A 22,725-nucleotide genomic window follows, 5' to 3' on the forward strand; every position below is an offset into this window, starting at 1 on the left:
GTTTCAGCGTTTCGCCCGCTTCTTCTGGCGGTAGACGTCGATGGCGACGGCGGCGATGATGATGACGCCCTTGGCGATTTCCTGGTAGTACGCGTCGACGTTCAGGAAGGTGAAGCCGGAAATCATCACGCCGAGGATGACCGTGCCGATCACCGTGCCGGCGATGCGCCCCACGCCGCCGGTAAGCGAGGTACCGCCGATGACGGCGGCTGCGATCGCGTCCAATTCATAGGTCACACCCATGCCGGCCTGCGCCGTCTGGACGCGGGCGGCGGTGATGATGCCGGCAAGCCCGGCCAGAAGCCCCGCAATTGCATAGACCTTGACCAGATGCCCCTCGACATTGATGCCCGACACGCGCGCTGCCTGCATGTTGGCGCCGATCGCATAGGTGAACTTGCCGTAGCGGGTGTAGCGCAGCACGACATGGAACGCGACCGCGATGATCAGGAAAACGATGACGGGCCAGATTCCGGAACCGATGAAATTGAACTGCTCGGTGAGGCCGGAGATCGGCTGTCCCTTGGTGTAGAGCTTCGACAGGCCGCGCGCCGAGACCATCATGCCGAGCGTGGCGATGAAAGGCGGAATTTTCGTCCGGGTGATGAGCTGACCGTTGATATAGCCGGCAAGCAGGCCGATCAAAAGCCCGACGCCGATCGGAACGAAGAAGGGCATGTCGGTCAGCGCCGGATAGACGGCCCGCGCCCAGGTGGAGGACTGGGCAAAACTCGCAGCGATCATGGCGGTCAGGCCGACGACGGAGCCCGACGACAGATCGATCCCGCCGGTTATGATGACCTGCGTCACGCCGATGGAGATGATGCCGATGACGGAGACCTGCAGAATCATGATCTTCAGGCGCTGCACGTTCATCAGGAAGCTCTGCCCGACGAAGATCCAGCCAAGGATTTCGCAGACGAGTGCAATGCCGATCAGCACGAGGAAGATGCCGAGTTCGGGCGGAACACGGCGACGTCTCGGACGCGTCAATGCCGGTGCGGCCGCCTCTGCAACTTTGCTAACCATGGTTCAATCCTCCCTTGCGATGATTGACGGCGTCACTGCGCCGCCAGCTCCATCACCTTCACTTGAGTTGCTTCCGCTCGATCCAGGAATCCGGTGACCCGTCCCTCATGCATCACCATGATGCGGTCGCTCATGCCGAGTACCTCGGGCATTTCCGACGAGATCATGACGACGGCGACGCCGTCGCGCGCCATTTCGGTGACCAGGCGATGGATTTCCGCCTTGGCGCCGACATCGATGCCGCGCGTCGGCTCGTCCAGGATCAAAATGCGAGGCTTGGTAAGCAGCCACCGGCCGATCAGCGCCTTCTGCTGATTGCCGCCGGAAAGATTTTCGATCCGCTCATCAAGGTTCGGCGTCTTGACGCGCAGCTTGCGCGCCATCTCCTCGCAGGCCTGCTCCACAGAGCCCTCCTGCACGAAGCCGCCACGCACGAACTTGTCGTGCAGCACGGCGACCTGCATGTTTTCGAGCACGCTGAGGATCAGCAGACAGCCGGTGTCCTTGCGGTCTTCGGTCAGAAACGCCATGCCGTGACGGATCGCCGCCGCCGGCGAGGAAATCTCGACCTTCTTGCCGAAAAGCTCGATCGTGCCTGACGATGCCGGCGTCACGCCGAAGATCGTCTCGGCGACATTCGATCGCCCGGAGCCGACCAGTCCGGCAACACCGAGGATTTCGCCGGCCCTGACATCGAAGGAAACATTCGAAAAGACGCCGTCGAGGCTCAAGTCCTTGACCGAAAGGACGGTTTCGCCGATCGGCACCTCCTCCTTCGGGAACATCTGCGTGATCTCGCGACCGACCATCATACGGATGATGTCGTCGCGGGTGACATCGGTGGACGCATGCGTGCCGATATACTTCCCGTCGCGGAAGACCGAGAATTCGTCGGCGATCTCGAACAGCTCGTTCATCTTGTGGGTGATGTAGACGATACCGATGCCCTGTTCGCGCAGGCCGCGGATAATCTCGAACAGATGCGCCACCTCGCGCTCGGTCAGCGCCGAGGTAGGCTCGTCCATGATCAGCACGTCGGAATCGTAGGAGACCGCCTTGGCGATTTCGACCATCTGCCGGCTGGCAACCGAAAGCTCGCTGACCTGGATTTCGGGATCGATCGAAATGTTGAGGCGGCGGAAAAGCTCTTCGGTCTTGCGGCTCATCTCGGCGTGATCGACGAAACCGAAGCGGTTCTTCGGCTCGCGCCGGATCCAGATATTCTCGGCAACAGTCATGAACGGCATCAGGTTGAGCTCCTGATGGATCATCGCAATGCCGTTTTCCAGCGCATCCAGCGGCGATTTCAGCCGGATCTCGACGCCCTTGAGGCGCACTTCGCCCTGGTCTGGAATATAGATGCCGGCAAGGATCTTCATCAGCGTCGACTTGCCGGCGCCGTTTTCGCCCATCAGCGCATGCACAGTGCCGCGCTTCAGACGGAAGGAAACATCGTCGAGGGCCAGGACGCCCGGAAATTCCTTGCGGATGCCTTCTGCGCTGAGCAGGTAGGCGGCGTTGGGGACGGCGCCGCTGGCGCGTACCGCAGCCATGGTGGATGGGCTGACAGCCATTTTTTCCTCCCGGGCAGCTCGGATTTATGAGGATGCGGGCTCAAACGCCCGCATCCGTCGATCATCGCACCGTCAGTTCTTCTTGACGAAGTCCTTGACGTTTGCCGGCGTCACGAGCTGGAAGGGAATGTAAACCTTCTTCTCGATCTTATCACCCTTGGCGAGCTTCAGCGCGGCATCCACGGCGCCCTTGCCCTGACCGGCGGCATCCTGGAATACCGTGACCTTCAGGTCGCCGGCCTGCATCGCAGCCAAGGCATCCTGCGTCGCGTCGACACCGGCGACGACGATCTTGTCGAGCGACTTGCCGGAAGCCTTCAGCGCCTGGATGGCGCCGATCGCCATTTCGTCGTTGTTGGAGATCACGGCATCGAATTCGATGCCGCTGGAAAGCCAGTTGGTCATCAGGTCGGCGCCCTGGGTACGCTGCCAGTTGGCAGTCTGCTCCTGGACGATGGTAATGCCCTTGCACTGGTCGGTGGCGATAACGTCATGCACGTCCTTCGTGCGCATGCGAGCAGCCTGGTTGGACAGCTCACCCATCATGACGACAGCCTTGCCCTTGCCGCCGAGAAGCCGGCAAACTTCCTTGGCTTCCAACGTGCCGGATTCCTGCTCGTTGGATGCGACGAAGGCCTGCTTGTCCGGAAGGCTGTCGACGTTCGCCGGCTCGCGGTTGACGTAGATCAGCGGGATCTTGGCATCGGCAGCCAGTTTGGAGATGGCAGCCGTCGCGTCGGTATCGACCGGGTTGACGATGATGGCATCGACCTTACTGGCGATGAAGTTCTGAATCTGGCTCTGCTGCTTGGCGATGTCGTTCTGAGCGTCTTCGACCTGCAGGTTCACGCCCTTCAAGGTCTTGGCGTAGTCCTGCATGCCGTTGCGCAGAACGGTCAGGAAGTTGTCGTCGAACAGCGCCATCGAGACGCCGATTGTTTCGGCATGGGCCGCAGTCGACAGCATAAGTGCCATCGCCGAGCCAAGGATGAATTTCTTCATGTTTTTCCTCCCAGATACGGTGCCCGGCCGCACCCCTCCTAAATGCCGGAGCCCCCGGTTTCGACCGCAGGACCTACAATCAATTCGGCCGTCACTCCCATGGCGGCCACATTGAAAAACGGAACAAACAAACCGTAAAATTCTCTATGCGGAATATTCATTCCATTTTTCCACACAAAGGTCAATACTATTTTCTGACCGCATCGCAGAAGCCGGCGATGACGGATTTCTCAGGGCGGATACTGCAAGAATCGACGATCGAACCTACATACGGGCACCCCTCAGGTGGAACCGACGTTCCATCGCCATATGAACGGGGTAGAATGCCATTGATACCGGCCGCCCGGCCGGCCATAACGGAGAACAAGCATGCCTTCGATGTACAGTTTCTCGGTCCCCGTCTTTCAGCGCGGCCTGCAAAATCTTTCCGCCTATCTCGACAGGATCGAAGCCTATGCCGCTGAAAAAGATATCGAGCCGAATGAACTCATCGCGGCGCGTCTGTTTGACGACATGCTGCCGCTTTCCGGTCAGTTCCAGCGCGCTTCCGATACCGCAAAGCTCACCATATCCCGGCTCGCCGGCATCGATGCTCCGCGCTTCGAGGACAACGAGACGACCGTCGCCGACCTGCGCGAGCGCCTGAAGAAAACGCAGGATTTCCTCGCGACGGTGACGCCGGAGGCTATGGAAGGCAGCGCCGAGCGGGAAGTCACCATCTCGCCGGGAGGCAACAAGACGGTCTTCAAGGGCGAGGATTATCTTGCAAAGTTCGCGCTGCCGAACTTCTTCTTCCACATCACCACGGCACACGGCATATTGCGCAGCCGTGGCCTGCCCGTCGGCAAGATGACCTATCTCGGACCGTTTGCCTGATAGCCTGCCATTGAATCTCGATCAGGGCCGGCGCGAAACCGGCCCTTCTTCCGTCAGCTCCGTATAGGCAAGCGTCTGGTCCAGGTGCTGTGCCCGCAGGGACAGGAGCTTTTCGGCATAGGCAAGCCGGGTTGCCGCGTAGGCTCCATCAGCAGCGACATTGGAAAGCTCCATCGGGTCCTTCGCCAGATCGAACAGCAGTGGCGGCAGGCCGGCGAAATGGACGTATTTGAAGCGCTCGTCCCGGATGACGGCGAGGTTGCAGGCATTGGATTTCAGGCCGAAATGCCGCTCAGGCTCGCCATTGGCGATATCGCGGAAATCGAACTCCCAGAATGCCGCCTCGCGCCAACCCTCCGGCACCGCGCCCGCGAGAAAAGGCAACAGCGTCTCACCATCGACATGGTTTCGAGGCTCGATACCGAGCCGGTCGCACAGGCTCGGGAAGATATCCGCCGCGCTGGTGAAATGCTCCACTTCCCGACCGTGGGCAACGGGCCGGCCCGGATCGCGAATAACAAGCGGGACATGATAGCTGCCGTCGAAAAAGCCGCCCTTGCCGAGCATCCAGTGATCGCCCATCATTTCGGCATGGTCCGATGTGAAGATGATCAAGGTGTCATCCCAGGCATCGGCATCCCTGAGCGCCTGCCAGATCCGCCCGAGCTGTGCGTCGACCTCGGCAATCATGCCGTAATAGATGGCGCGGATCGCCGACAGATCCTGCGACGTCCAGTCGGCGATGGGACCTTCGCCGCCGTAGATGAAACCGCTCTTGTCGATCAGCGGCAGGGCGAAGGCAAGAAGCGGATGCGCTGCCTGCTCCGCCTCGCGGTTGGCGGCGCGCGCAAAAGTCGGGCCATCACTCGCCGAGAACATGCGATTATAGGGTTCCGGCACCGAGAACGGCGGATGGGGCCTCAGAAAGGAAACATGCGCGAACCAAGGCGCATCCTGCTCGCCGAGCCAACGGATGAATTCGCCGGCGAGGAAGGCCGTCTGCGTCTCGTCCTTGGAATAGGTGGGCGCATTGCTTGAAATCTCGCCGGGCTTCGCGCCGACGGGAATATGGATTTCGCGGCTGACGGCATCGGCATGGCCGCGCGAACGCAGCCAGGATAGCCACTGCTTCTCATGCTCGGGCAGAAGCTGCCGCGCCGTGAAGCCCGGCAGCACGCCCTCATAGGTCGTCAGGTGCGGATCGTGAGGATCCCTGCCGCGTGGATCGGGCGCCGTGTCCGTATAGCCGAACAGCGTCGGATCGTAGCCGGCCCGGCGCGCTGCAAGCGCCAGATTGTCGAAACGGGCATCCAGCGGCGACCCGTTGCGGCAAACGCGATGGTTCATCTGATAAAGGCCGGTATAGAGCGTCGCCCGCGCCGGCGAGCAGGGCGCGGCCCCCGCAAAATGCCGGCGGAACAGCACGCCCTCCCGCGCCAGCGCATCGACATTCGGCGTCCTGACGCAATCGTGTCCAACCGCGGAAAGGCAATCGCCCCGCCACTGATCGGCCGAAATCAACAGCACGTTTGGGCGCTTGCCCACACCATTCAGAGAGGAACGCTGCTCAGTGCTGGTTCGACTTGGCATGCCAATTCCAGGCGGATTCGACGATCTCAGTCAGATCATATTTCGGCGACCAGCCGAGAACGTCGCGGGCCTTGTCGTTATTGGCGACCAAGGTCGTCGAATCGCCCTCGCGGCGACCGACATATTCGACCGGGAACGGCCGATCCGACACGGTCTCGATCGTTCCCAGCAATTCCTTCACCGTCGTGCCGGTGCCGGTGCCGAGATTGAGCGCGACGGATTCGCCGCCGCGCAGCAGATATTCCACCGCCCGGACATGCGCGTCGGCGAGGTCGAGCACATGGATGTAATCGCGCACACAGGTCCCATCGCGGGTGTCATAGTCGCTGCCGAACACCTTGAAGCCCTGGCGGCGACCGAGCGCGGCTTCGATGGCGAGCGGAATGGCATGCGTTTCCGGCGTGTGCCACTCGCCGATGCGCCCCTCGAAATCCGCGCCGGCGGCGTTGAAATAGCGCAGCACCACGGAGCGCAGCCCCTTGTACTGATCATAATCGGCAAGCGCCTGCTCGACGATATATTTCGTGCGGCCGTAAGGGTTGATCGGCACCTGCCGATGGCTTTCGTCGAGCGGCACACTCTGCGGCAGGCCATAGGTCGCGCAGGTGGAGGAAAAGACGAAGGCCCCGACACCGGCCGCCTGCGCCGCCGAAAGCAGGGTCAACGTGCCGATGACGTTGTTTTCATAGAAGGAAACGGGATCCTTGACCGACTCGCCCACTTCGATCAGCGCGGCGAAATGCAGGATGGCGGCTGGCTTGTGTTTGGCAAGCACCTCGTCGAGGCGCGCGCGATCGCGGATATCCCCCTCCTCGGCCGGACCCCATTTGACGAATTCACGATGGCCGTTGGAGAAATTGTCATAAACGACTGGCTGAAATCCCTTGTTCGCAAGATCCAGACATGTATGCGAGCCGATATAGCCGGCTCCGCCTACCACAAGCACCGTTTCTCCTGCCATAATCACCTCTTCTCAACCTTCAACGACATCTAGCCCAAGCGCGGGGGACCGTATTCGATCCGACGCGTAGAGTTAGAGAGCTGTAGCCGACTTGCAAGGCCGGAGAAAGGCGCAAGATTGGCAGGATCGGGACGAAAAGCTAAGCCGGCTTCGCCGCAGCCTTACTGGTGTGCATGAGAATTCCGACAAGCGCCAGAACCGGCGGCAGCAAGAAACATTGCATGCCGGCGAACAGAAAAAGTGCGGCGGCCATGCCGCAGCCAAGGGCAAAACCGCCGACGGCAGCTCCCATGCGGGCAAGCCGGGCGGTCATTGCCGCCCGCGCCTCCGGCTCGGCCCCGCGCAGCATATCGGCGATATCGATCATGATCTGCGTCGTCGTCCCCGTCATCATCGTCGTCGGCGGCGTCGAGCCGAGATGGACGCGATGAGCCGCCGTCTGGATCGCCATCGCCGAGACCAGCGTCATGCCTGTGAGGATCGCCTGCCAGCCATCCCCATCGGCGAACGGGCCGAAACGGATGGCGAAAATGGCGGCAAGCACCAACAGCAGGAATTTCAGCGACAGGATGATCTGCAATGTCGGCAGGTTGCGCCGCGACAGATCACTGCCAATGAGGCGCGCGAGAATGACGACCACGCAGAAGACCGGCAGCGCCAGAAGCTTGGCCGCAGCGCCGGACGTTCCGAGCGCCATGGCCGCGCCGAAGGTCACGAAATTGCCTGTGACATGCGCCGTGAACAGTCCGTGCAAGGCAAGAAATCCGGCGGTATCGACATAGCCGCCATTGATGCTCAGGAGGGTGGGCAGGCTCGGCTTCATCGGCTCCTCGTCTTCGCGTTGATCGCCTCCGATCTTATCGCGCCGAACAATCGCCGATGTCGAGATAATTGCGCAATCACGCTGTACAAGCTTGTGACGATTTCTCCAGCTAATCGCCGCTCGCGCCTATTCGCCGCGCTCGCTTTCGAGTGCGGCGATTTCGTCGGAGATTTCCGTAATCCTTTGCTGAAGCTCTGCTTCGGTGCCGTCCTCGACGTCACCTTCGCCAAAACAATAGCGCGCTATATGCAGCTCAAGCTTGGCCTCGAGTTCCTCGCGCTGGACGTGGAGATGTTTGAGATGGCTGTTTCGCATTGCGAACCACGCTTTCGATAAAATAAGTCTCACCCTTATAAATAGGTTGGAGACCAGAAAGTTTCGATGCACATGTCAGGCGCCTGGCCAAAACTGCTTCCGCAACACGCTGTAACACCGTATCCCCCGCCTATTGCAAAGCCCTCACCCGATATTCACATTCACGCGACCTGCACCTGAAACACGCTGAAGGCAAATATTGGCGCTGACACGGGCCATGGATTTGGGCTAATTCAGGTGGCTTGTTCGAGGTATGGTGTGTTGAACGAAAAAATTGCCGTCATCGGCCTGGGTTATGTGGGATTGCCTGTCGCGATCGCGCTGGCCGAAAAATTTCATGATGTGGTCGGTTTCGACATCAAGGCCTCCCGCGTCGCCGCGCTGAAGGCGGGTGACGATGATACCCGCGAGGTTTCCGCTGAGAGGCTGAAAGCGAGCGGGCTGCGCATCAGCAGCGACCTGCAGGACCTGCGGGACCGCGATATTTTCATCGTCGCCGTGCCGACGCCGATCGATCGCAACCGGCAGCCGGATCTTAGGCCGATGATTTCCGCCTCGCGCACGGTGGGCCAGGTTTTGCGCAAGGGCTCAGTCGTCGTCTACGAATCGACTGTCTATCCCGGCGTGACGGAAGAGGTATGCGGCCCGGTGCTCGCAGAAGTTTCCGGCCTGCGGCAGGGTGAGGATTTCCATGTCGGCTATTCGCCTGAGCGCATCAACCCCGGCGACAAGGAACACACCTTCGAGCGCATCGTGAAGGTCGTCGCCGGCGACAGCGAGGAAACGCTGGACAGGATCGCCGCCGTCTATGGCGCCGTGGTCGAGGCCGGCATTCACCGCGCGCCCAGCATCAAGGTCGCCGAAGCCGCCAAGGTGATCGAAAACACCCAGCGCGACGTCAACATCGCGCTGATGAACGAGCTGTCGATCATCTTCGAAAAGATGGATATCCGCACCGCCGACGTGCTCAAGGCGGCAAGAACGAAATGGAATTTCCTGCCTTTCACCCCCGGTCTCGTCGGCGGCCATTGCATCGGCGTCGATCCCTACTACCTCACCGCCAAGGCGGAAGAGCTCGGCTATCACCCGGAGGTCATTCTTTCCGGCCGCCGCATCAATGACGGCATGGGCGCCTTCATCGCCCAGAAGCTCATCAAGATGCTGGTATCGGCAAAGAAGCCTATCAATGGCGCCAGAATCGGCATCTTCGGCCTGACCTTCAAGGAAAACGTGCCCGATCTGCGCAACAGCCGCGTGCCCGACATCATCCGCGAGCTGCACCAGTTCGGCCTGGAGCCGCTGGTGCACGATCCGATGGCGAGCCATCCGGAAGCGGAAGAGGAATACGGCATACGCCTGGCGCAACTGAAGGATTTCGGCAAGCTCGACGCCCTCGTTCTTGCCGTTCCGCACAAATCCTATCTGGCCGAGGGTGCTGCCGGTATCCTCGATCTGCTGACCGAGAACGCCGTGGTCGTCGACGTGAAAGCGGCACTCGACCCCCGCAATCCCTTGCTACAGAGCCACTCGGTCTGGAGCCTCTAGGGGTCTGGCGGAAGACCCCGGCCCGATGCCGATCAACCGTCTTTCGCGTCGGAACCACCGACCGTCAGCGCCAGTCCCTCCTCGACGGAATAGGGCGGCGACCAGCCGGTGATCGCTTTCGTCTCGCCGATATCGACCTGAAGCGAGCCAAGAAGACGCTGTGCCGCCGCACGGCGCCCGAGGAGCGCTGCTAGTCCTTCCAGCAAAATCGGTGGCACCGGCAGCATGAGGGCTTTCCGCCCCGTGGCCGACGACAGCCTGGCAATCAATTCGCCGATCGAAAGATCCTCGCCGTCGCTGATCAGAAACACACGATTTCCGACGGCCGGATGACGAACGCAGAGCAGCATGAAATCGACGAGATTGCCGACGAACACCAGAGACCGCCGATTGACGACATTGCCGAACGGCCAGGGGAACGGCCGCTTGGCCCATGTCATCAGGCTTGCGAAATTCGCTTTGACGCCGGGTCCGTAGACCAGCGGCGGCCGGATGATGACGACATCCATGCCCGTCTCGGCGGCCACGGCCAGCAGTGCCTCCTCCGCTTCCAGCTTCGAGCGGCCATAGGCATCTTCCGGGTGCGGGACATCCGAGGCCTTGAAGGGCTTATCCCGCGCGGTTTCCTCGCCATTGACCTTGATCGAGCTCAGGAAGAGGAAGCGCCTGACACCGGCTCTCGCCGCCTGCCGCGCCAGATTGACCGTGGCATCGACATTGACGGCGCGAAATGCGGCAAGCGGATCGGCTGCACTCTCGTTCATGACATGAACGCGGGCGGCCAGATGCATGACGACGTCGGCACCGGCAAGCGCAGCCGACCAATCCGTCCCGCCATCGATCGCGCCCATGGCGACGAATCCCGGCCTCGGCGCGCGGCTCACCGGCCGATACTCCATCTGCCGCCGGGAAAGCTCGGCACAAAGCGTCCGTCCGACAAAGCCCGTCGCACCGGTGACCAGGATCATGCGTCCATTGCCTCTATTCGTTCGTCTGTTCGTTTTGTCGGACATGCTTTGCATAGGACATCGGCTGAGAACAAGCCCGAGGAATTTTGAGCAGGGCGGTTGTGCGCCAATCCGCGATATGAGATGCACAACGGAACAATGGCTATCATCGCGACCGCAAAGCCGGTGCCAATGCAACTCAACGAGACGATGCTCTATACGATCGCCAAGCGCCTTTTCGATTTTCTTGCCGCTCTTGCCGCGGCCATCGTCTTTTCCATTCCGATCCTGATCGTCGCCATCGCCGTTCGCGTGACATCGCCAGGCCCCATCCTCTACTGGTCGGATCGGGTCGGCCGCGGAAATAAGATTTTCGGCATGCCGAAATTCCGCAGCATGCGCACGGATACGCCCGCGGTCGCCACGCACCTGCTGAAGGATCCCAAGATCTATCTGACGCCGATCGGCTCCTTCCTGCGCAAATCCAGCCTGGACGAGCTGCCGCAGCTCTGGTGCATCCTGAAGGGAGAAATGAGCATCGTCGGCCCCCGCCCCGCTCTTTTCAATCAGCACGACCTGATCGCGCTCCGCACCGAGCGCGGCGTCGATGCCTTGTTGCCCGGCCTTACCGGTTGGGCGCAGGTCAATGGTCGCGACGAACTGCCTATTCCTCAGAAGGTGGCGCTGGACGAGGACTATCTGCGCCAGCGCTCCTTTCTCTTCGATCTCAAGATTATCATTCTGACGGCATTGAAGGTGGTTCGACGCGATGGAGTGACCCATTAGCAGGCACCTTGGCAAGCATCGGACGGAAATCGCCGTGGCGGAGGGAGTGGTGCGCAAAAATGCCGTATTCCTGCCCCTTTGCGACCCTAGGGGCCGTCATCGGGTTCCGGAATGCCGGATATTCAATCGAATGTGGACGACGACATTGGACGACTCGCGCATGAACAACCTGCATGCTGATCTCGCGGCCGAAACTCCTGGCGTCGCCAAAGCAGCGAGCACAATGCCGAAAGCTGTGGCGATCATCGGCGGCTTGCTTTGGCTTTTCCTGGCTTCTCCGACCGTCGTCGAAAGCGACGCCTATCGCTATGCGGCGGCGCTCCTCTCGCTGATCGCCCTCTATTACTATATGAGAGCGCCCGTGCGGCCGCGCACGGACTGGATCGGCTGGCTCTGCATGGGCTGGGCTTTCTACGTGATGGCGCGCTTCGGCATCAACTATTGGCTGACGCCGCAGCATGATATCGGCGCATCGGACTGGCTCTACGCCTTTCCCTTCTTCTTTCCCATCATGGGCGTCGCCTTCCTGATCTATGAAGAGCTGATGGAAAAGATCGTGGCGGCCTATTTCGCCATGGCGCTCATCATGCTGATCGCCACGCAGCATTTCCGCGAGGTTTTTGCCGGCGAGACCATCCGCCCGCTGATCATGAACAATCAGATCCACGGCGCCGTCGCCTGCGGCATGATCGTCATCTTTACGCTGTTCTGGCTGCTGCACTACCTGACGGAAAAATCCGGCGATCGACGGATTGCTCGCTTCGCCTACATCGTTTCGCCCTTCATCTTCGCTCTCTGCTTCATCGCCATTTACGGTGCCAAATCGAAGGGCGTCTGGCTGGCGCTCGGCATTACCCTACCGCTGATGGCGCTTATCACGCTGACCTATCTGCGCATGAAGAGCGGCATCATCGCCATCGTCGCCGTAGCGGCCTTGCTGATAGCCGGCGTCTATGGTGTGCGGCACAATCTCGACAAGACGGCAGGTCCGACCGTATCGGCGGCTCTTGCCATGGTGGAAAATGTCACCGGCGGTCACGATCTGGGCGGCGTGGTCTCAAGCACCATCAGCTCCACCAATACCCCGGTATCGATGGACGAGCGCCTGCAGCTCTGGTCGAACAGCTGGGAGGTCTTCTCCTCCGCGCCCGTTTTCGGCTGGGGCAGCAAATGGCTCGAGCGCTGGGCCGAGACGCGCTATTCGCACATTCAATACACGCTGCTGCACAATGGCTACCTGGAGATCCTGGTGCGCTACGGCCTGTTCGGTGCCGTCGTGATGGCCTTCATGCTCGGCGTCTTCATCCGGGCCGTCTGGCGCGCCCGCAAGGCGGGAATCATCCCCCGGGCCGCATGGCACGCCTATATCGTATGCATTTTCTTCTTCTCGCTGACGCTGCTCAGCAACTCCAACAACCGTCTCGCCATCGGCGAAGGCTTCGCCTTCGCAAGCTCCGCCTTCGCCTGCTGGTGCCACATGCGCACCAAAGGCGAATATCTGGCGGCGTCGAAGCCGGTGCTGCAGAGCGCCACATCCAGCGCTTGAGTTCATCAGCCGCGGCGCTTAGCGATCGCCTTTTCGAAGATGCGCTCCAATTGCCGCGCACTTTCCATCCAATCGAAGCGAGCGGCATTCGGCCTTGCCTTTTCGGCAAGGCGCGCATGAAGCTCGCTATCGGTCGCAAGGCTTTCCAGACCGCCAAGGATGGATTGCACATCGTTGGGGTCGACGAGGATACCCGCCTCCCCGGCAGCCTCCGGCATGGATGATGTATTTGATGTCACCACGGGTATGCCCATTGCATTGGCTTCGATGATGGGAAATCCAAAACCTTCATAAAGCGACGGCATCGCCAGAAATCGGGCCCGGCCATAGAGCTGCGCCAAATCGGCATCGGATACATAGCCGGTCAGCCGAACGAACGGCTCGATCTGCAGGGTCGCGATGTGCTCCTTGAGATCACCAAGCCTCCAGCCTTGGCCGCCGGCGAGCACGAGCAGCAACTCTTGCCGTATCGCTTCCGGCAAAGACGCGTAGGCCTGCAACAGCCGCAGCAGATTTTTGCGCGGCTCAAGCGTCCCCACGAATAGAATATAGGGGCGATCGACGCCAAAAGACGACAGAGGCTTGGGCTCGGTCGTCCCGCCGATGGCCGTCAAACCAGGATAGACCACGTTAAGCTTTTCGCCGCATGCCGGAAACTGAGCCTTCAGCACATTAGCCGTGGCGGCGGAAACGGCAACGACTTCATCCGCAACTGCAATCCCCGGCTTCATCAGCCAACGATCGCCCATCCATGTCTGCCAGCGCATGGTTGCGGCCATGTCCTTCCAGACGAGGTCATGGATCGTGATGACTCGCGCGATCCGGCGATCAAGAAAGGACGGCAGACGGTGCGCCGGCCCCCAGAAGACGTCAATCCCGTCCTGTGCCGCGCGGCGTGGCAGCTCCGTCTGCGCCCAGATCATTCTCCTCACGCCGCCCGGAAAGCGCGCGACGCGCAGCTCCGCGGGGGGCAGAGCCTTTACGTCCCCATGAGGCTCCTGCGGAAAATAGAGATAGAGCTGATGGCCAAGAAGCGCGAGATGCCGGCTCATTTCCAACACATACCGGCCAATTCCGGTCATGCTCGTCACCAGATTGCGCGCGTCGATACCGATCTTCATTTGGAAATCACCCCTGCGCCGACATGTGTCGCGATCTTGTCATCACAACGGGACCCTCAGCGGATTGCTCCACCAGCCGACTGACTCTTGAACCATGCCTATCTCGGCAGAGGCAGCACCCCGTCGCTTGAACTCCAGTGGGATATCGATCGCCAAATAGACACTATCGCCGGGCGGCACTACGAGCGGAATACGAGATTCATAGTTGTCGGGACCTATAAAGCCGCCATCTTTCGACGGGATGCGATAACTCGCCGCCACTCCAAACGAACCATCGGCGGTGCTGGCGCTCGCCCATGATTTTGGCGAGAGATTTGTCACTCGGACGAGGTATTTCAGGTTCCCGCTGTCGGTTGCGATCGGTCCTTCGACCAGCTCGATCTTGTGCCGGGTGTCCCCGCGAACAAGCGGCTTGGACATTTTCGTGTTGCCGATATCGGTAATCGGGACATAGGTCTTGTCCGCAGCTGGCTTGTATATCCGATACCAGTCGTCAGCGAGGACGACCCGCTGCAATTCCTCGGCGCTTTCCCTCCAGCTTGTCCCTCTATTCACCATCGGCTGCGAAGAGGAAGAGAGGACGCTATCGGTGGAAGCATTCACGAATGAACGGATCGTTGCTGCAAGAGAATCGGCGGAACCGCTGGTGAAGAAGCGACAATTTTGGTCACTCGCCGTGACTTCGCGAAAAACGGGAATATCGCTCGCAATCACGGCTTTCCCGAAATGCGCCGCTTCCACGATCGGAAGACCGAAACCCTCCGCATAGGAAGCCGCAATCAGCGCATTGCTGCTCGCATAGGCCTGCTGCAGCTTTTCATCCGAAATGCCATTGAGCCAGACGAGGCGCTTTCCGTATTCACGATGCTGCTCGATGCGCCGAACAAGATGCTCGACGCCCCACCCGGGCTTCCCGACGATCGTCAGCCCGACATCCTGACCCTCATCCCACAATCGATCGAAAGCGTCCAAGGCGATCGCATAGCCTTTACGAGGCTCGAGTGTCCCGACCATAAGGAAGGCGGGGCGCTCGTTTTGGCGATCAGCGGCGATGCTTGTGGAAACGGCCGCTTTGCCAAAATCGGCACCGAGATGCCAATAGCCTATCTTCATCTCTCGCGGAAACTGGATGGCCTCGAGTATCGTGATCAGCTCATCGGCAACGGCCTTCGAAATACAGACAAATGCGTTCGAATAAGCAAGTGCCGTCTGAAACCATGCCGAGAAGGTGGGAGGCATGCCTGGATCGCAGAAGCCGGGAAATCTCAACGGAACCGTGTCGTAGAGACACGAAATGACTGTCGCGCCTCTGAGCCGCGCGGCGCGCAGTGTTTTATAGTGATGCCTGAAAAACTCCCAGGAACTGTCGAGCATCAAGATGCGGTCACTCGCGGAAAACTCCAGACGCGCATCTTCTGCGAATGCAGTCACACCCTTGGGTTTCTCCAGCGTCCTCGGAATAGCGAACCAACCGTCGGGGGAATCGCTATAGGCCACGATCCGCTCTACATCATGGCTGTCTGCATCCTGCGACGCAGGCAGATTGGCACATATGTTCTTGACGACCCGCTGAATCCCGGTCTTGTGATCGACGCGATATGTGGATGTGGCGTCGATGATCAGCCGCGACGCTGTCGATCTTATGATCTCCGCGCGCGCAAGCGCCTCCGAAACCATGTCCGGCGGGAGATCAATACTTTGAACCTGGCGCAAAACGGCTTGCTGAGCCGTTGAAAGCGGTTCAGCGTTACCTTTGCTCCGGGCAGTCGCAACGGCATCCTTCAATGCGGCAACGGCGATGGCGGCGGATCTCGTCCAGCTGAAGTCCAGAGCACGGCTCCGCTGCCTCTCGGCCGCAACTCTTGTCGCCTCGCGGTCGCTCAGCGCATGCTGCATGACCCGTGCTATGTCAGTCACATCGGCTGGGTCGAAGAGAAATTCTTGATCTCCAATGACTTCGGGCAAGGCGCCGGTGTTCGACGCTATCACGGGGGTGCCGCAAGTTGTCGCTTCCAGCGCCGTCAGGCCAAAACCCTCCAGTAGAGAAGGCTGGATTACCAGGTCTGCCTCCTTATAGAGTGCTACAAGTTGGCTGTCGGTCACATGTCCAACCGCTACAAAGTCCTGCGCGGGAAGCCCCAGCTTCCGCCATCTCTCCTCTTCTTCTTTGAGGGGCGATTTCGGATGATCACCGGCCAGCACGAAACTGTACTGCGCTCGCAGATCTCCCGGCAACCGCGCAAACGCCGCGATGGCGGATTTCACATTCTTTCGCCAATCCAGGCCGCCAACATAAAGGATGAAACGCTTCTCCGTTGGCCTGGGAAACTTTCCATCAGCATGGTCGATCGCATCCCTGAAATCTTTCGATATTCCTGCGAGCATATTGATGGCATGAGAATTTTTCGAGATTTCGACGCACTCGCTGCGAGAATATTCGGAAATGCAGAGATTGAGATCGAATTGTGAATAAAAGGCAAGGCGCCGCTCATAGCAGGTACGCGTCGCCGACGTCAGCAAATACTGTTGGGGGTAACGGTGAGGTATCGCATCGTAGAATATCGATGCGACAGGAATTTTCAAAATACCATTGGGAAGAAGGGGAATGGCCTTATCCCTAAAACCTTCGAAAGGGCTTGCGGAGAGGGCAATGTCCGGATTGAGCGAGGCCACATGATATGCGAGCGCGATCTCGCTGAGCCGCCGTCGCTCGGAATAGCCGTCGATCCCTTCCCCACCCTCGGCAACGCCATGCCACATGAGGATGTTGGCGGGTTTTATCCATTGTTGAAGATGGTCACGAGCAGCAAGCGCATCCTGCGGCATACCGGCATTGAGCGAGACGAGGAGATCGATCTCCGGGTGATTATCGATGATCCCCAGGAGCAGTTCCTGCACATATCGACCAATTCCGCGCCACTTGCTCGCTGTCTGAAAGCATTGCCCATCAATCCACAATCGCATCAAAGACGATCTTTCATTTCGATTTTGAGATGCCCTGAAGCAACATGTTCCATTTGGTCACAGCGCCCTTCGGCGCATCGATAAACCATTGCCCCTCCTGGTCGCCGTCCAGGAATTCGAGCGTTGGAACTCCATATCCCTGGGCTCTTGCGAATGCCGCAAGCCTTCCCCTTAACATTGGAAAGCGCTGCGCCGACCGAAGGCAGGCATCCTTTAACCGCGGCCTTTTGGCAAGCCAACCCAGGAGCCTTTCGAGAAAGACAGCGACGATACGTTTCAGTAGCCTCTTCATCTCCACGAGCTTTCGATTTCCTGCCCGAAGCGGGCGAGTAAAACATCATGAAATGCTATTGTGCACCTGTTCGAGTTGGTGGCGAGGAACACTCTCCGGACTGCTCGCGTCCCGGGCAGCGTCCTTCAGATCGCAGATTTGATCGTCCTCTGCTGACGCGCAAGCTCCGCGCTGGTCTACATTATCAGCGCGCGATCCGGATCTTCCAGTCCTCGAACACGTCGCCAAGGGTGCGACGCAGGTCTATTTCCGGCTTCCAGCCCAGGGCTTCGAAGGCCGCCCTGTTATCACCGGCGGCGACGGCAATTTCCGATCCGCGCAACCGCTTCGGATCAACTTCAACGTCGACATCCGATCCGGACAGCTCAATCAGCATATCGAGTATCGACTGAATCTGCACCGGCCGGCCTGACGATAGATTGAAGACTCCACCCAGAACCTCGGATGTCACGTCGTTCAGCGCGGCATCGGCATAGGCGCGCACGACATCGCGAACGTCGAGAAAGTCGCGGTATGCCGAAAGATTCCCGACGCTGATACGAGGAACTCCGACACCCGAGGCAATTTCGGCGAGTTGCTTCGCGAAAGCGGGTACGACATAGTCGACCGTCTGGCCAGGTCCGGTATGGTTGAACGGACGAAACCGGATCGCTTTCAATCCATCATAGGCAAGTTGGCCGATCAAAATATCGGCCGCCGCTTTCGTCGCGCCGTAGACATTCATCGGCTTGAGCGCCGCGGTTTCTTTTATCGGCACCTTCGCCGCGTCAACGAACGAGGCGCCATAGGCTTCAGAGCTGCCGACGAAGACAAACCGGGCCTCCGGCGCATATTCCATCACGGCATAGGCGAGATTCATCGTACCCTGGAAATTCACATCCCAGGCCCGCTGTGGCATCTTTCGCGCATCCCCCGGGGCGGCGATGGCAGCGAGATGGATGATGGCCGTCGGGCGGCAATCGCGGATCAAGGTCGCCACCTGCTCCCGATCCGCAATTTCGGTCTTCCAGTCCGATACATCGCTTTGACCGGCGGTCAGAACGGTCAGCTCCGTACCCAACTCCAGCCGTCGCTTGTTGAGCTCATGCAACAGCCACGAGCCCACGAAGCCGCTCGCGCCTGTTACAAGAATTCGATGTTCCCTCGGCATGAGCTGCCTCGCCATCCGCTAGAGAGTCTTACTTGTCCAACCGCTTGAGGTCGGCCTCGACCATTTCGACAATCATCTCTTCGAGGCTGATTTTCGGCTCCCATCCAAACGTCTTGCGAGCCTTCTCCGGGTTGCCGAGCAGCACATCCACTTCCGCCGGGCGGAAGAGTTGAGGATCGATCACCAGATGATCCTCCATCTTCAGGCCGACATGCTGAAAGGCGATGGCGCACATGTCGCGCACGGTCGTCGTCCGACCGGTCGCAATGACATAGTCGTCAGCGACGTCCTGCTGCAGCATCAGCCACATGGCACGAACATAATCCTTCGAATGCCCCCAATCGCGCTTGGCATCGATATTTCCGAGCCGAAGTTCGTTTGCCAGGCCAAGCTTGATGCGAGCGACCGCATCCGTCACCTTGCGCGTGACGAACTCGATACCGCGAAGTGGAGATTCATGGTTGAAGAGAATGCCGCTCGACGCATGCAGGCCGAAACTCTCACGATAGTTGATCGTGATCCAATGGCCGTAGAGCTTGGCGACCGCATAGGGCGAGCGCGGGTAGAAGGGCGTCAGCTCCGACTGCATCGGCTCCTGAATGAGCCCGTACATTTCCGAGGAAGACGCCTGATAGAAGCGAGCCTCAGGCCGCTCGAGACGGATGGCCTCCAGGATATTCGTCACGCCGAGAGCCGTTACCTGGCCGGTGAGATAGGGCTGCTGCCAGGAGGACTTGACGAAGGATTGAGCACCGAGATTATAGACTTCGTCCGGCTTAACGTCCTTTACGGTACGGACGAGACCGGAAAGATCCATCAAGTCACCGTCGACGATACGGACGTCTTGCTCGATGCCAAGCCATTGCAGGCGGCTGAGATTGACATCCGAAGTGCTTGAACGACGGGCAAGTCCGTGGACTTCATAACCGTTTTTCAGCAATAGTTCCGCCAGATAGGCGCCGTCCTGACCCGTGATCCCCGTTACCAGTGCTTTCTTCGCCACTTATATCTCCATTCTCGCCGCATTTGACCAAATTGCTTACAGCAAGGCACCGCTTTTTGCCGAACACATAGTCACGTCCGGGCACCGATTTTCCAGCGCCATTTAGCCGTTATGTGAGCCAATGACAACGACTGGCGACAAGCTCCCTCATCGCGTGCACTATCGATAACAAAAAACCACCTATGAGGAAGTCCATACTGCAATCGTTCGTTCCATGTCAAAATCGGACTGGGCAGCAAGTTTGGGGATTCTGGGGCCGCCGCATTCGTCGGCCGCAGGGGATTCTGGGGCCGCCGCATTCGTCGGCCGCAATTGGGCACCGAAGACAGACCGCGTCATAATAGGCCGAACGAGCTCAATTGAAGACTTCCGCGATCGAATTTTCCCTAGACGCGCTCGCTCTGGATCGGCAATTCGCCCGCCAGTTCGCGATATAGACCATAATAGGCCAAGCACATTTTCTCAGCGGTGAAATGCGAGAGATAGCGATCCCGGGCCGCGGTACCCATCGCGATCGCCTTCTCCCTATCCTGCCAGATGCGCTTCATCGCATCCGATAGGGCATCGATGTCATTCGGCGGTACCACGAATCCCGTCTCGTTGTTCAAATTGACGAAACTTGTCCCAGTGCCGATTTCACAGGAAATCATCGGCTTGCCGAACATGGCAGCCTCGACGAGCGACAGTCCGAAAGCCTCTGAACGGAGCGGGGACGGGAAAACCAGCGCCTCGCAGAGTTCGAGCAGGGCGATCTTGTCGGGATCCGGCAGGGCGCCGACAAAGTGGACATTGTGGACACCTTGTTCGGCCGACTGCTTCAACTCCGCTTCCATCGGCCCGCTGCCGACGACGACGACGCTTAGGCCGTTCCTCCTTGCCGCCTCCAGCAGGATGTGAACACCTTTGTAATATCTCAGAACGCCGACAAACAGGAGAAAGCGGTCGGGAAAGCGGTTGCGCCACCGCGCACGGGTCGCCTCATCAGCCCTTGGATAGTCCGTCTCGTCGAGACCCAAGGGAATGACTGTCGTCTTCGATTCGAACCGTTTCAGGACGTCACTCGACGCCAGATAGTTGGGGGACGTCGCAACGATGCGATCGACACTTTTCAAAAAGCGAGACATCAACGGCTTGTAGAATTGCAGCAGGACCTTTTGCTTCACGATATCGGAATGATAGGTGACGACCGTCGGCTTGTCGGTATGGGCCGCAAGATGGACGATATCCATCACCGGCCAGGGGAAATGATAGTGGACGATGTCAGCCCTGCTGCTCAGCTCGCGAAAACGTCCGAACACCTCGCGCGAGAAGCCGGTGGAGGCGAATTCGAAATCGAGTCTGGCCTTGTGAGCCATATGGCCATCGAATTCCACGCTGTGTTCGCTGGGCTTTTTGCTAAGTGACAGAACATCGGATTCGACGCCGTATTTGGCAGTCCCTTTGGCAATCGCATGGATCGTCCGCTCGACACCACCAAATGTATCGGGCCAATATGTTTTGAAGAAATGTAGAACGCGCATGCTATTCCTGTATCGAAAAGCGATGGCGGCGTCACCTACGGCATCGTTTGGCCTGTCAAAAACACATGACGAGTCGCATTGCCTTGCATGCATGCTTCGCCGGCGAGCGGCCCCGATATCGTCTCAATCGAACGTTTCTGCATCCGCGAGCAACGGCTGGCGTCGATCCTTGGCGGAAAGTGTCGATACGTCGGCGGTTTTCCAGTCGATGGCGATTTGCGGGTCATCCCAGCGAATTCCGCGATCGCTCTCCGGCGCATAATAATCCGTCGTCTTGTAAAGGAATTCGACATGGTCGCTTAGCGTCAGGAACCCATGGGCAAATCCTTCCGGGATCCAAAGCTGGCGCTTGTTGTCCTCCGACAGCAAAACCCCCACCCATTGCCCGAATGTCGGCGAGGATTTCCGGATATCGACAGCGACATCATAGACTTCGCCAACCACGACTCGAACGAGCTTGGCCTGGGCATGCGGCGGCAACTGATAGTGCAGACCGCGCAAGACGCCCTTTCCCGACCGGCTATGGTTGTCCTGCACGAAATCGGCGCTTCGCCCGATCGCCGCCTCGAACTTGGCCTTGCTGAAGCTTTCGAAGAAGAAGCCACGGTCGTCGGCAAACACCGTGGGTTCGATGATCTTGACATCCGGAATGGCGGTATCGATGGCTTTCATTCGTCTTCCTGCTTCAGTTGATCGCATTGCGGAGGCAAGCTGCGGGAGATGTCACGGCGCGGTCAGAATATCCGCTCACGCAGCATTCCGAGAAGATATTGCCCGTAGCCATTCTTCTTGAGCGGAAGGGCCAGCGCCTCGACCTGCGATGCATTGATCCAGCCGCTGCGATAGGCGATTTCCTCGGGGCAGGCGACTTTCAGGCCCTGCCGGTTTTCGATGGTGGCGATATAGTGACTGGCCTCCAGCATGGATTCGTGCGTGCCGGTGTCGAGCCAGGCATAGCCACGCCCCATTGTCTGCACATCCAGTTGTCCGGTGTTCAGATAATGCATGTTGACATCGGTTATTTCCAGTTCGCCGCGCGGCGAAGGGCGTATGGATTTCGCCACGTCGACAACGCTCGCATCATAGAAATAGAGCCCGGTGATGGCATAATTGCTCTTCGGCAGCTCCGGCTTTTCCTCCAGGCTGATCGCCCTGCCCTGCTCATCGAATTCGACCACACCGTAGCGATGCGGGTCCTGGACGTGATAGGCAAAGACAGTTGCTCCGGCCTCTTTGTCGCCCGCCTGATGGAGCAGCCCCGAGAAGTCATGTCCATAGAAAATATTGTCCCCGAGCACTAGGGCGGACGGTGCTCCATCCAGGAATTTCTCGCCGATCAGGAATGCCTGCGCCAGACCATCCGGGCTCGGCTGAACCGCGTACTCAAGCTTGATCCCCCATTGGCTGCCATCCTTCAACAGCTGCTCGAAACGGGGCGTATCCTGCGGCGTCGAGATGATGAGGATTTCGCGGATGCCGGCCAGCATCAAGGTCGTCAGCGGATAGTAGATCATCGGCTTGTCGTAGATCGGCAGGAGCTGCTTGCTGACGGCCAGCGTAACAGGATAGAGGCGTGTTCCCGATCCACCAGCGAGTATGATGCCTTTGCGTGCCTTGTTCATGGTCCAGCGTCTCGTCTCTATCGCGTTCTCGTTCCGTCAGGCCATAGGGTGACTACAAG

20 protein-coding genes are annotated in these 22,725 nt (G+C 59.3%); 4 read left to right on the top strand and 16 right to left on the bottom strand.

What is annotated here, in order from left to right; translation table 11 throughout:
- Window positions 1-3 precede the first annotated feature (3 nt).
- The 4 genes from AB8B29_RS16440 to AB8B29_RS16455 all read right to left on the bottom strand — a co-directional run bounded on the left by AB8B29_RS16440 (window position 4) and on the right by AB8B29_RS16455 (window position 3,766).
- A complete protein-coding gene (locus AB8B29_RS16440) occupies window positions 4-1,029 on the bottom strand; it encodes an ABC transporter permease (RefSeq protein ID WP_037195791.1) in 1,026 nt (341 codons plus the stop codon).
- 32 nt (window positions 1,030-1,061) lie between these two features.
- Window positions 1,062-2,603 (bottom strand): sugar ABC transporter ATP-binding protein, encoded by a 1,542-nt coding sequence (locus tag AB8B29_RS16445; protein WP_037195788.1) that lies wholly within the window; start codon window positions 2,601-2,603, stop codon window positions 1,062-1,064.
- A gap of 72 nt (window positions 2,604-2,675) precedes the next feature.
- Window positions 2,676-3,605, bottom strand: coding sequence for a sugar ABC transporter substrate-binding protein (locus tag AB8B29_RS16450; RefSeq protein WP_037195787.1), 930 nt, complete (start codon window positions 3,603-3,605; stop codon window positions 2,676-2,678).
- A gap of 38 nt (window positions 3,606-3,643) precedes the next feature.
- Complete coding sequence (locus AB8B29_RS16455; RefSeq protein ID WP_280518134.1) at window positions 3,644-3,766, bottom strand: hypothetical protein; 123 nt, start codon at window positions 3,764-3,766, stop codon at window positions 3,644-3,646.
- A 208-nt stretch (window positions 3,767-3,974) separates the two neighbouring features.
- Between AB8B29_RS16455 and AB8B29_RS16460 the strand changes: the two genes are divergently transcribed.
- Window positions 3,975-4,481, top strand: a complete 507-nt coding sequence (locus tag AB8B29_RS16460) for a DUF1993 domain-containing protein (RefSeq protein WP_113118899.1) — start codon at window positions 3,975-3,977, stop codon at window positions 4,479-4,481.
- A 21-nt stretch (window positions 4,482-4,502) separates the two neighbouring features.
- Here the strand turns inward: AB8B29_RS16460 and AB8B29_RS16465 are convergent, their stop codons facing one another.
- From AB8B29_RS16465 to AB8B29_RS16480, 4 genes are all read right to left on the bottom strand, one after another.
- The gene (locus AB8B29_RS16465; protein ID WP_047637669.1) at window positions 4,503-6,071 is read right to left on the bottom strand and encodes an alkaline phosphatase family protein; all 1,569 of its coding nucleotides are present in this window, start codon (window positions 6,069-6,071) and stop codon (window positions 4,503-4,505) included.
- Window positions 6,049-7,032: a UDP-glucose 4-epimerase GalE gene (gene galE / locus AB8B29_RS16470; RefSeq protein WP_037195784.1), complete on the bottom strand. Its 984-nt coding sequence runs from the start codon at window positions 7,030-7,032 to the stop codon at window positions 6,049-6,051. Before galE ends, AB8B29_RS16465 begins: the two co-directional genes overlap by 23 nt.
- Window positions 7,033-7,171: 139 nt before the next feature.
- Entirely contained in the window at window positions 7,172-7,855 is a 684-nt protein-coding gene (locus AB8B29_RS16475) for a YoaK family protein (protein WP_037195783.1), read from the bottom strand.
- A 126-nt stretch (window positions 7,856-7,981) separates the two neighbouring features.
- Window positions 7,982-8,170, bottom strand: coding sequence for a hypothetical protein (locus tag AB8B29_RS16480; RefSeq protein WP_047554321.1), 189 nt, complete (start codon window positions 8,168-8,170; stop codon window positions 7,982-7,984).
- Window positions 8,171-8,428: 258 nt separating this feature from the next.
- Here AB8B29_RS16480 and AB8B29_RS16485 point away from each other — a divergent pair, with 258 nt between their 5' ends.
- On the top strand, window positions 8,429-9,715 hold the full coding sequence (locus AB8B29_RS16485; RefSeq protein WP_047554323.1) for a nucleotide sugar dehydrogenase: 1,287 nt from the start codon (window positions 8,429-8,431) through the stop codon (window positions 9,713-9,715).
- 32 nt (window positions 9,716-9,747) lie between these two features.
- On the opposite strand, the gene AB8B29_RS16490 is transcribed toward AB8B29_RS16485, so the two are convergent.
- Window positions 9,748-10,683 (bottom strand): NAD-dependent epimerase/dehydratase family protein, encoded by a 936-nt coding sequence (locus tag AB8B29_RS16490; RefSeq protein ID WP_047554419.1) that lies wholly within the window; start codon window positions 10,681-10,683, stop codon window positions 9,748-9,750.
- A 189-nt stretch (window positions 10,684-10,872) separates the two neighbouring features.
- On the opposite strand from AB8B29_RS16490, the gene AB8B29_RS16495 reads away from it, so the two are divergent.
- Window positions 10,873-11,448 carry a sugar transferase gene (locus AB8B29_RS16495; RefSeq protein WP_037196155.1) on the top strand — a complete coding sequence of 192 codons (576 nt, stop codon included), beginning with the start codon at window positions 10,873-10,875 and terminating at the stop codon, window positions 11,446-11,448.
- A 160-nt stretch (window positions 11,449-11,608) separates the two neighbouring features.
- Window positions 11,609-12,994 (top strand): O-antigen ligase family protein, encoded by a 1,386-nt coding sequence (locus AB8B29_RS16500; protein ID WP_052224133.1) that lies wholly within the window; start codon window positions 11,609-11,611, stop codon window positions 12,992-12,994.
- Between the two features lie 5 nt (window positions 12,995-12,999).
- On the opposite strand, the gene AB8B29_RS16505 is transcribed toward AB8B29_RS16500, so the two are convergent.
- From AB8B29_RS16505 to rfbA, 7 genes are all read right to left on the bottom strand, one after another.
- The gene (locus tag AB8B29_RS16505; protein WP_037195777.1) at window positions 13,000-14,115 is read right to left on the bottom strand and encodes a glycosyltransferase family 4 protein; all 1,116 of its coding nucleotides are present in this window, start codon (window positions 14,113-14,115) and stop codon (window positions 13,000-13,002) included.
- A gap of 42 nt (window positions 14,116-14,157) precedes the next feature.
- Entirely contained in the window at window positions 14,158-17,013 is a 2,856-nt protein-coding gene (locus AB8B29_RS16510; protein WP_162740608.1) for a glycosyltransferase family 4 protein, read from the bottom strand.
- A gap of 542 nt (window positions 17,014-17,555) precedes the next feature.
- Entirely contained in the window at window positions 17,556-18,521 is a 966-nt protein-coding gene (locus tag AB8B29_RS16515; RefSeq protein WP_113118895.1) for a GDP-mannose 4,6-dehydratase, read from the bottom strand.
- Between the two features lie 28 nt (window positions 18,522-18,549).
- Window positions 18,550-19,524 carry a GDP-mannose 4,6-dehydratase gene (gmd, locus tag AB8B29_RS16520; RefSeq protein ID WP_037195773.1) on the bottom strand — a complete coding sequence of 325 codons (975 nt, stop codon included), beginning with the start codon at window positions 19,522-19,524 and terminating at the stop codon, window positions 18,550-18,552.
- A gap of 386 nt (window positions 19,525-19,910) precedes the next feature.
- Complete coding sequence (locus tag AB8B29_RS16525; protein ID WP_037195772.1) at window positions 19,911-21,044, bottom strand: glycosyltransferase family 4 protein; 1,134 nt, start codon at window positions 21,042-21,044, stop codon at window positions 19,911-19,913.
- 123 nt (window positions 21,045-21,167) lie between these two features.
- Window positions 21,168-21,716: a dTDP-4-dehydrorhamnose 3,5-epimerase gene (rfbC, locus tag AB8B29_RS16530; protein ID WP_037195771.1), complete on the bottom strand. Its 549-nt coding sequence runs from the start codon at window positions 21,714-21,716 to the stop codon at window positions 21,168-21,170.
- 62 nt (window positions 21,717-21,778) lie between these two features.
- Window positions 21,779-22,666, bottom strand: coding sequence for a glucose-1-phosphate thymidylyltransferase RfbA (rfbA, locus tag AB8B29_RS16535; RefSeq protein WP_037195770.1), 888 nt, complete (start codon window positions 22,664-22,666; stop codon window positions 21,779-21,781).
- Window positions 22,667-22,725 lie beyond the last annotated feature (59 nt).

Origin of the sequence: Rhizobium sp. 11_C7_N12_5, from assembly GCF_051811145.1 — a bacterium.
Taxonomy (GTDB): domain Bacteria; phylum Pseudomonadota; class Alphaproteobacteria; order Rhizobiales; family Rhizobiaceae; genus Rhizobium; species Rhizobium lusitanum.

What these genes read in the sequence shown, in the direction of transcription:
- AB8B29_RS16445 (WP_037195788.1), bottom strand. Translation starts at nt 2,603, where the DNA reads ATGGCTGTCAGCCCATCCACCATGGCTGCGGTACGCGCCAGCGGCGCC.
- AB8B29_RS16505 (WP_037195777.1), bottom strand. Translation starts at nt 14,115, where the DNA reads ATGAAGATCGGTATCGACGCGCGCAATCTGGTGACGAGCATGACCGGA.
- AB8B29_RS16480 (WP_047554321.1), bottom strand. Translation starts at nt 8,170, where the DNA reads ATGCGAAACAGCCATCTCAAACATCTCCACGTCCAGCGCGAGGAACTC.
- AB8B29_RS16495 (WP_037196155.1), top strand. Translation starts at nt 10,873, where the DNA reads ATGCTCTATACGATCGCCAAGCGCCTTTTCGATTTTCTTGCCGCTCTT.
- AB8B29_RS16455 (WP_280518134.1), bottom strand. Translation starts at nt 3,766, where the DNA reads ATGAATATTCCGCATAGAGAATTTTACGGTTTGTTTGTTCCGTTTTTC.
- AB8B29_RS16460 (WP_113118899.1), top strand. Translation starts at nt 3,975, where the DNA reads ATGCCTTCGATGTACAGTTTCTCGGTCCCCGTCTTTCAGCGCGGCCTG.
- galE (WP_037195784.1), bottom strand. Translation starts at nt 7,032, where the DNA reads ATGGCAGGAGAAACGGTGCTTGTGGTAGGCGGAGCCGGCTATATCGGC.
- rfbC (WP_037195771.1), bottom strand. Translation starts at nt 21,716, where the DNA reads ATGAAAGCCATCGATACCGCCATTCCGGATGTCAAGATCATCGAACCC.
- AB8B29_RS16490 (WP_047554419.1), bottom strand. Translation starts at nt 10,683, where the DNA reads ATGATCCTGGTCACCGGTGCGACGGGCTTTGTCGGACGGACGCTTTGT.
- AB8B29_RS16500 (WP_052224133.1), top strand. Translation starts at nt 11,609, where the DNA reads ATGAACAACCTGCATGCTGATCTCGCGGCCGAAACTCCTGGCGTCGCC.
- AB8B29_RS16450 (WP_037195787.1), bottom strand. Translation starts at nt 3,605, where the DNA reads ATGAAGAAATTCATCCTTGGCTCGGCGATGGCACTTATGCTGTCGACT.
- AB8B29_RS16515 (WP_113118895.1), bottom strand. Translation starts at nt 18,521, where the DNA reads ATGCCGAGGGAACATCGAATTCTTGTAACAGGCGCGAGCGGCTTCGTG.
- AB8B29_RS16465 (WP_047637669.1), bottom strand. Translation starts at nt 6,071, where the DNA reads ATGCCAAGTCGAACCAGCACTGAGCAGCGTTCCTCTCTGAATGGTGTG.
- AB8B29_RS16525 (WP_037195772.1), bottom strand. Translation starts at nt 21,044, where the DNA reads ATGCGCGTTCTACATTTCTTCAAAACATATTGGCCCGATACATTTGGT.
- AB8B29_RS16475 (WP_037195783.1), bottom strand. Translation starts at nt 7,855, where the DNA reads ATGAAGCCGAGCCTGCCCACCCTCCTGAGCATCAATGGCGGCTATGTC.
- AB8B29_RS16440 (WP_037195791.1), bottom strand. Translation starts at nt 1,029, where the DNA reads ATGGTTAGCAAAGTTGCAGAGGCGGCCGCACCGGCATTGACGCGTCCG.
- rfbA (WP_037195770.1), bottom strand. Translation starts at nt 22,666, where the DNA reads ATGAACAAGGCACGCAAAGGCATCATACTCGCTGGTGGATCGGGAACA.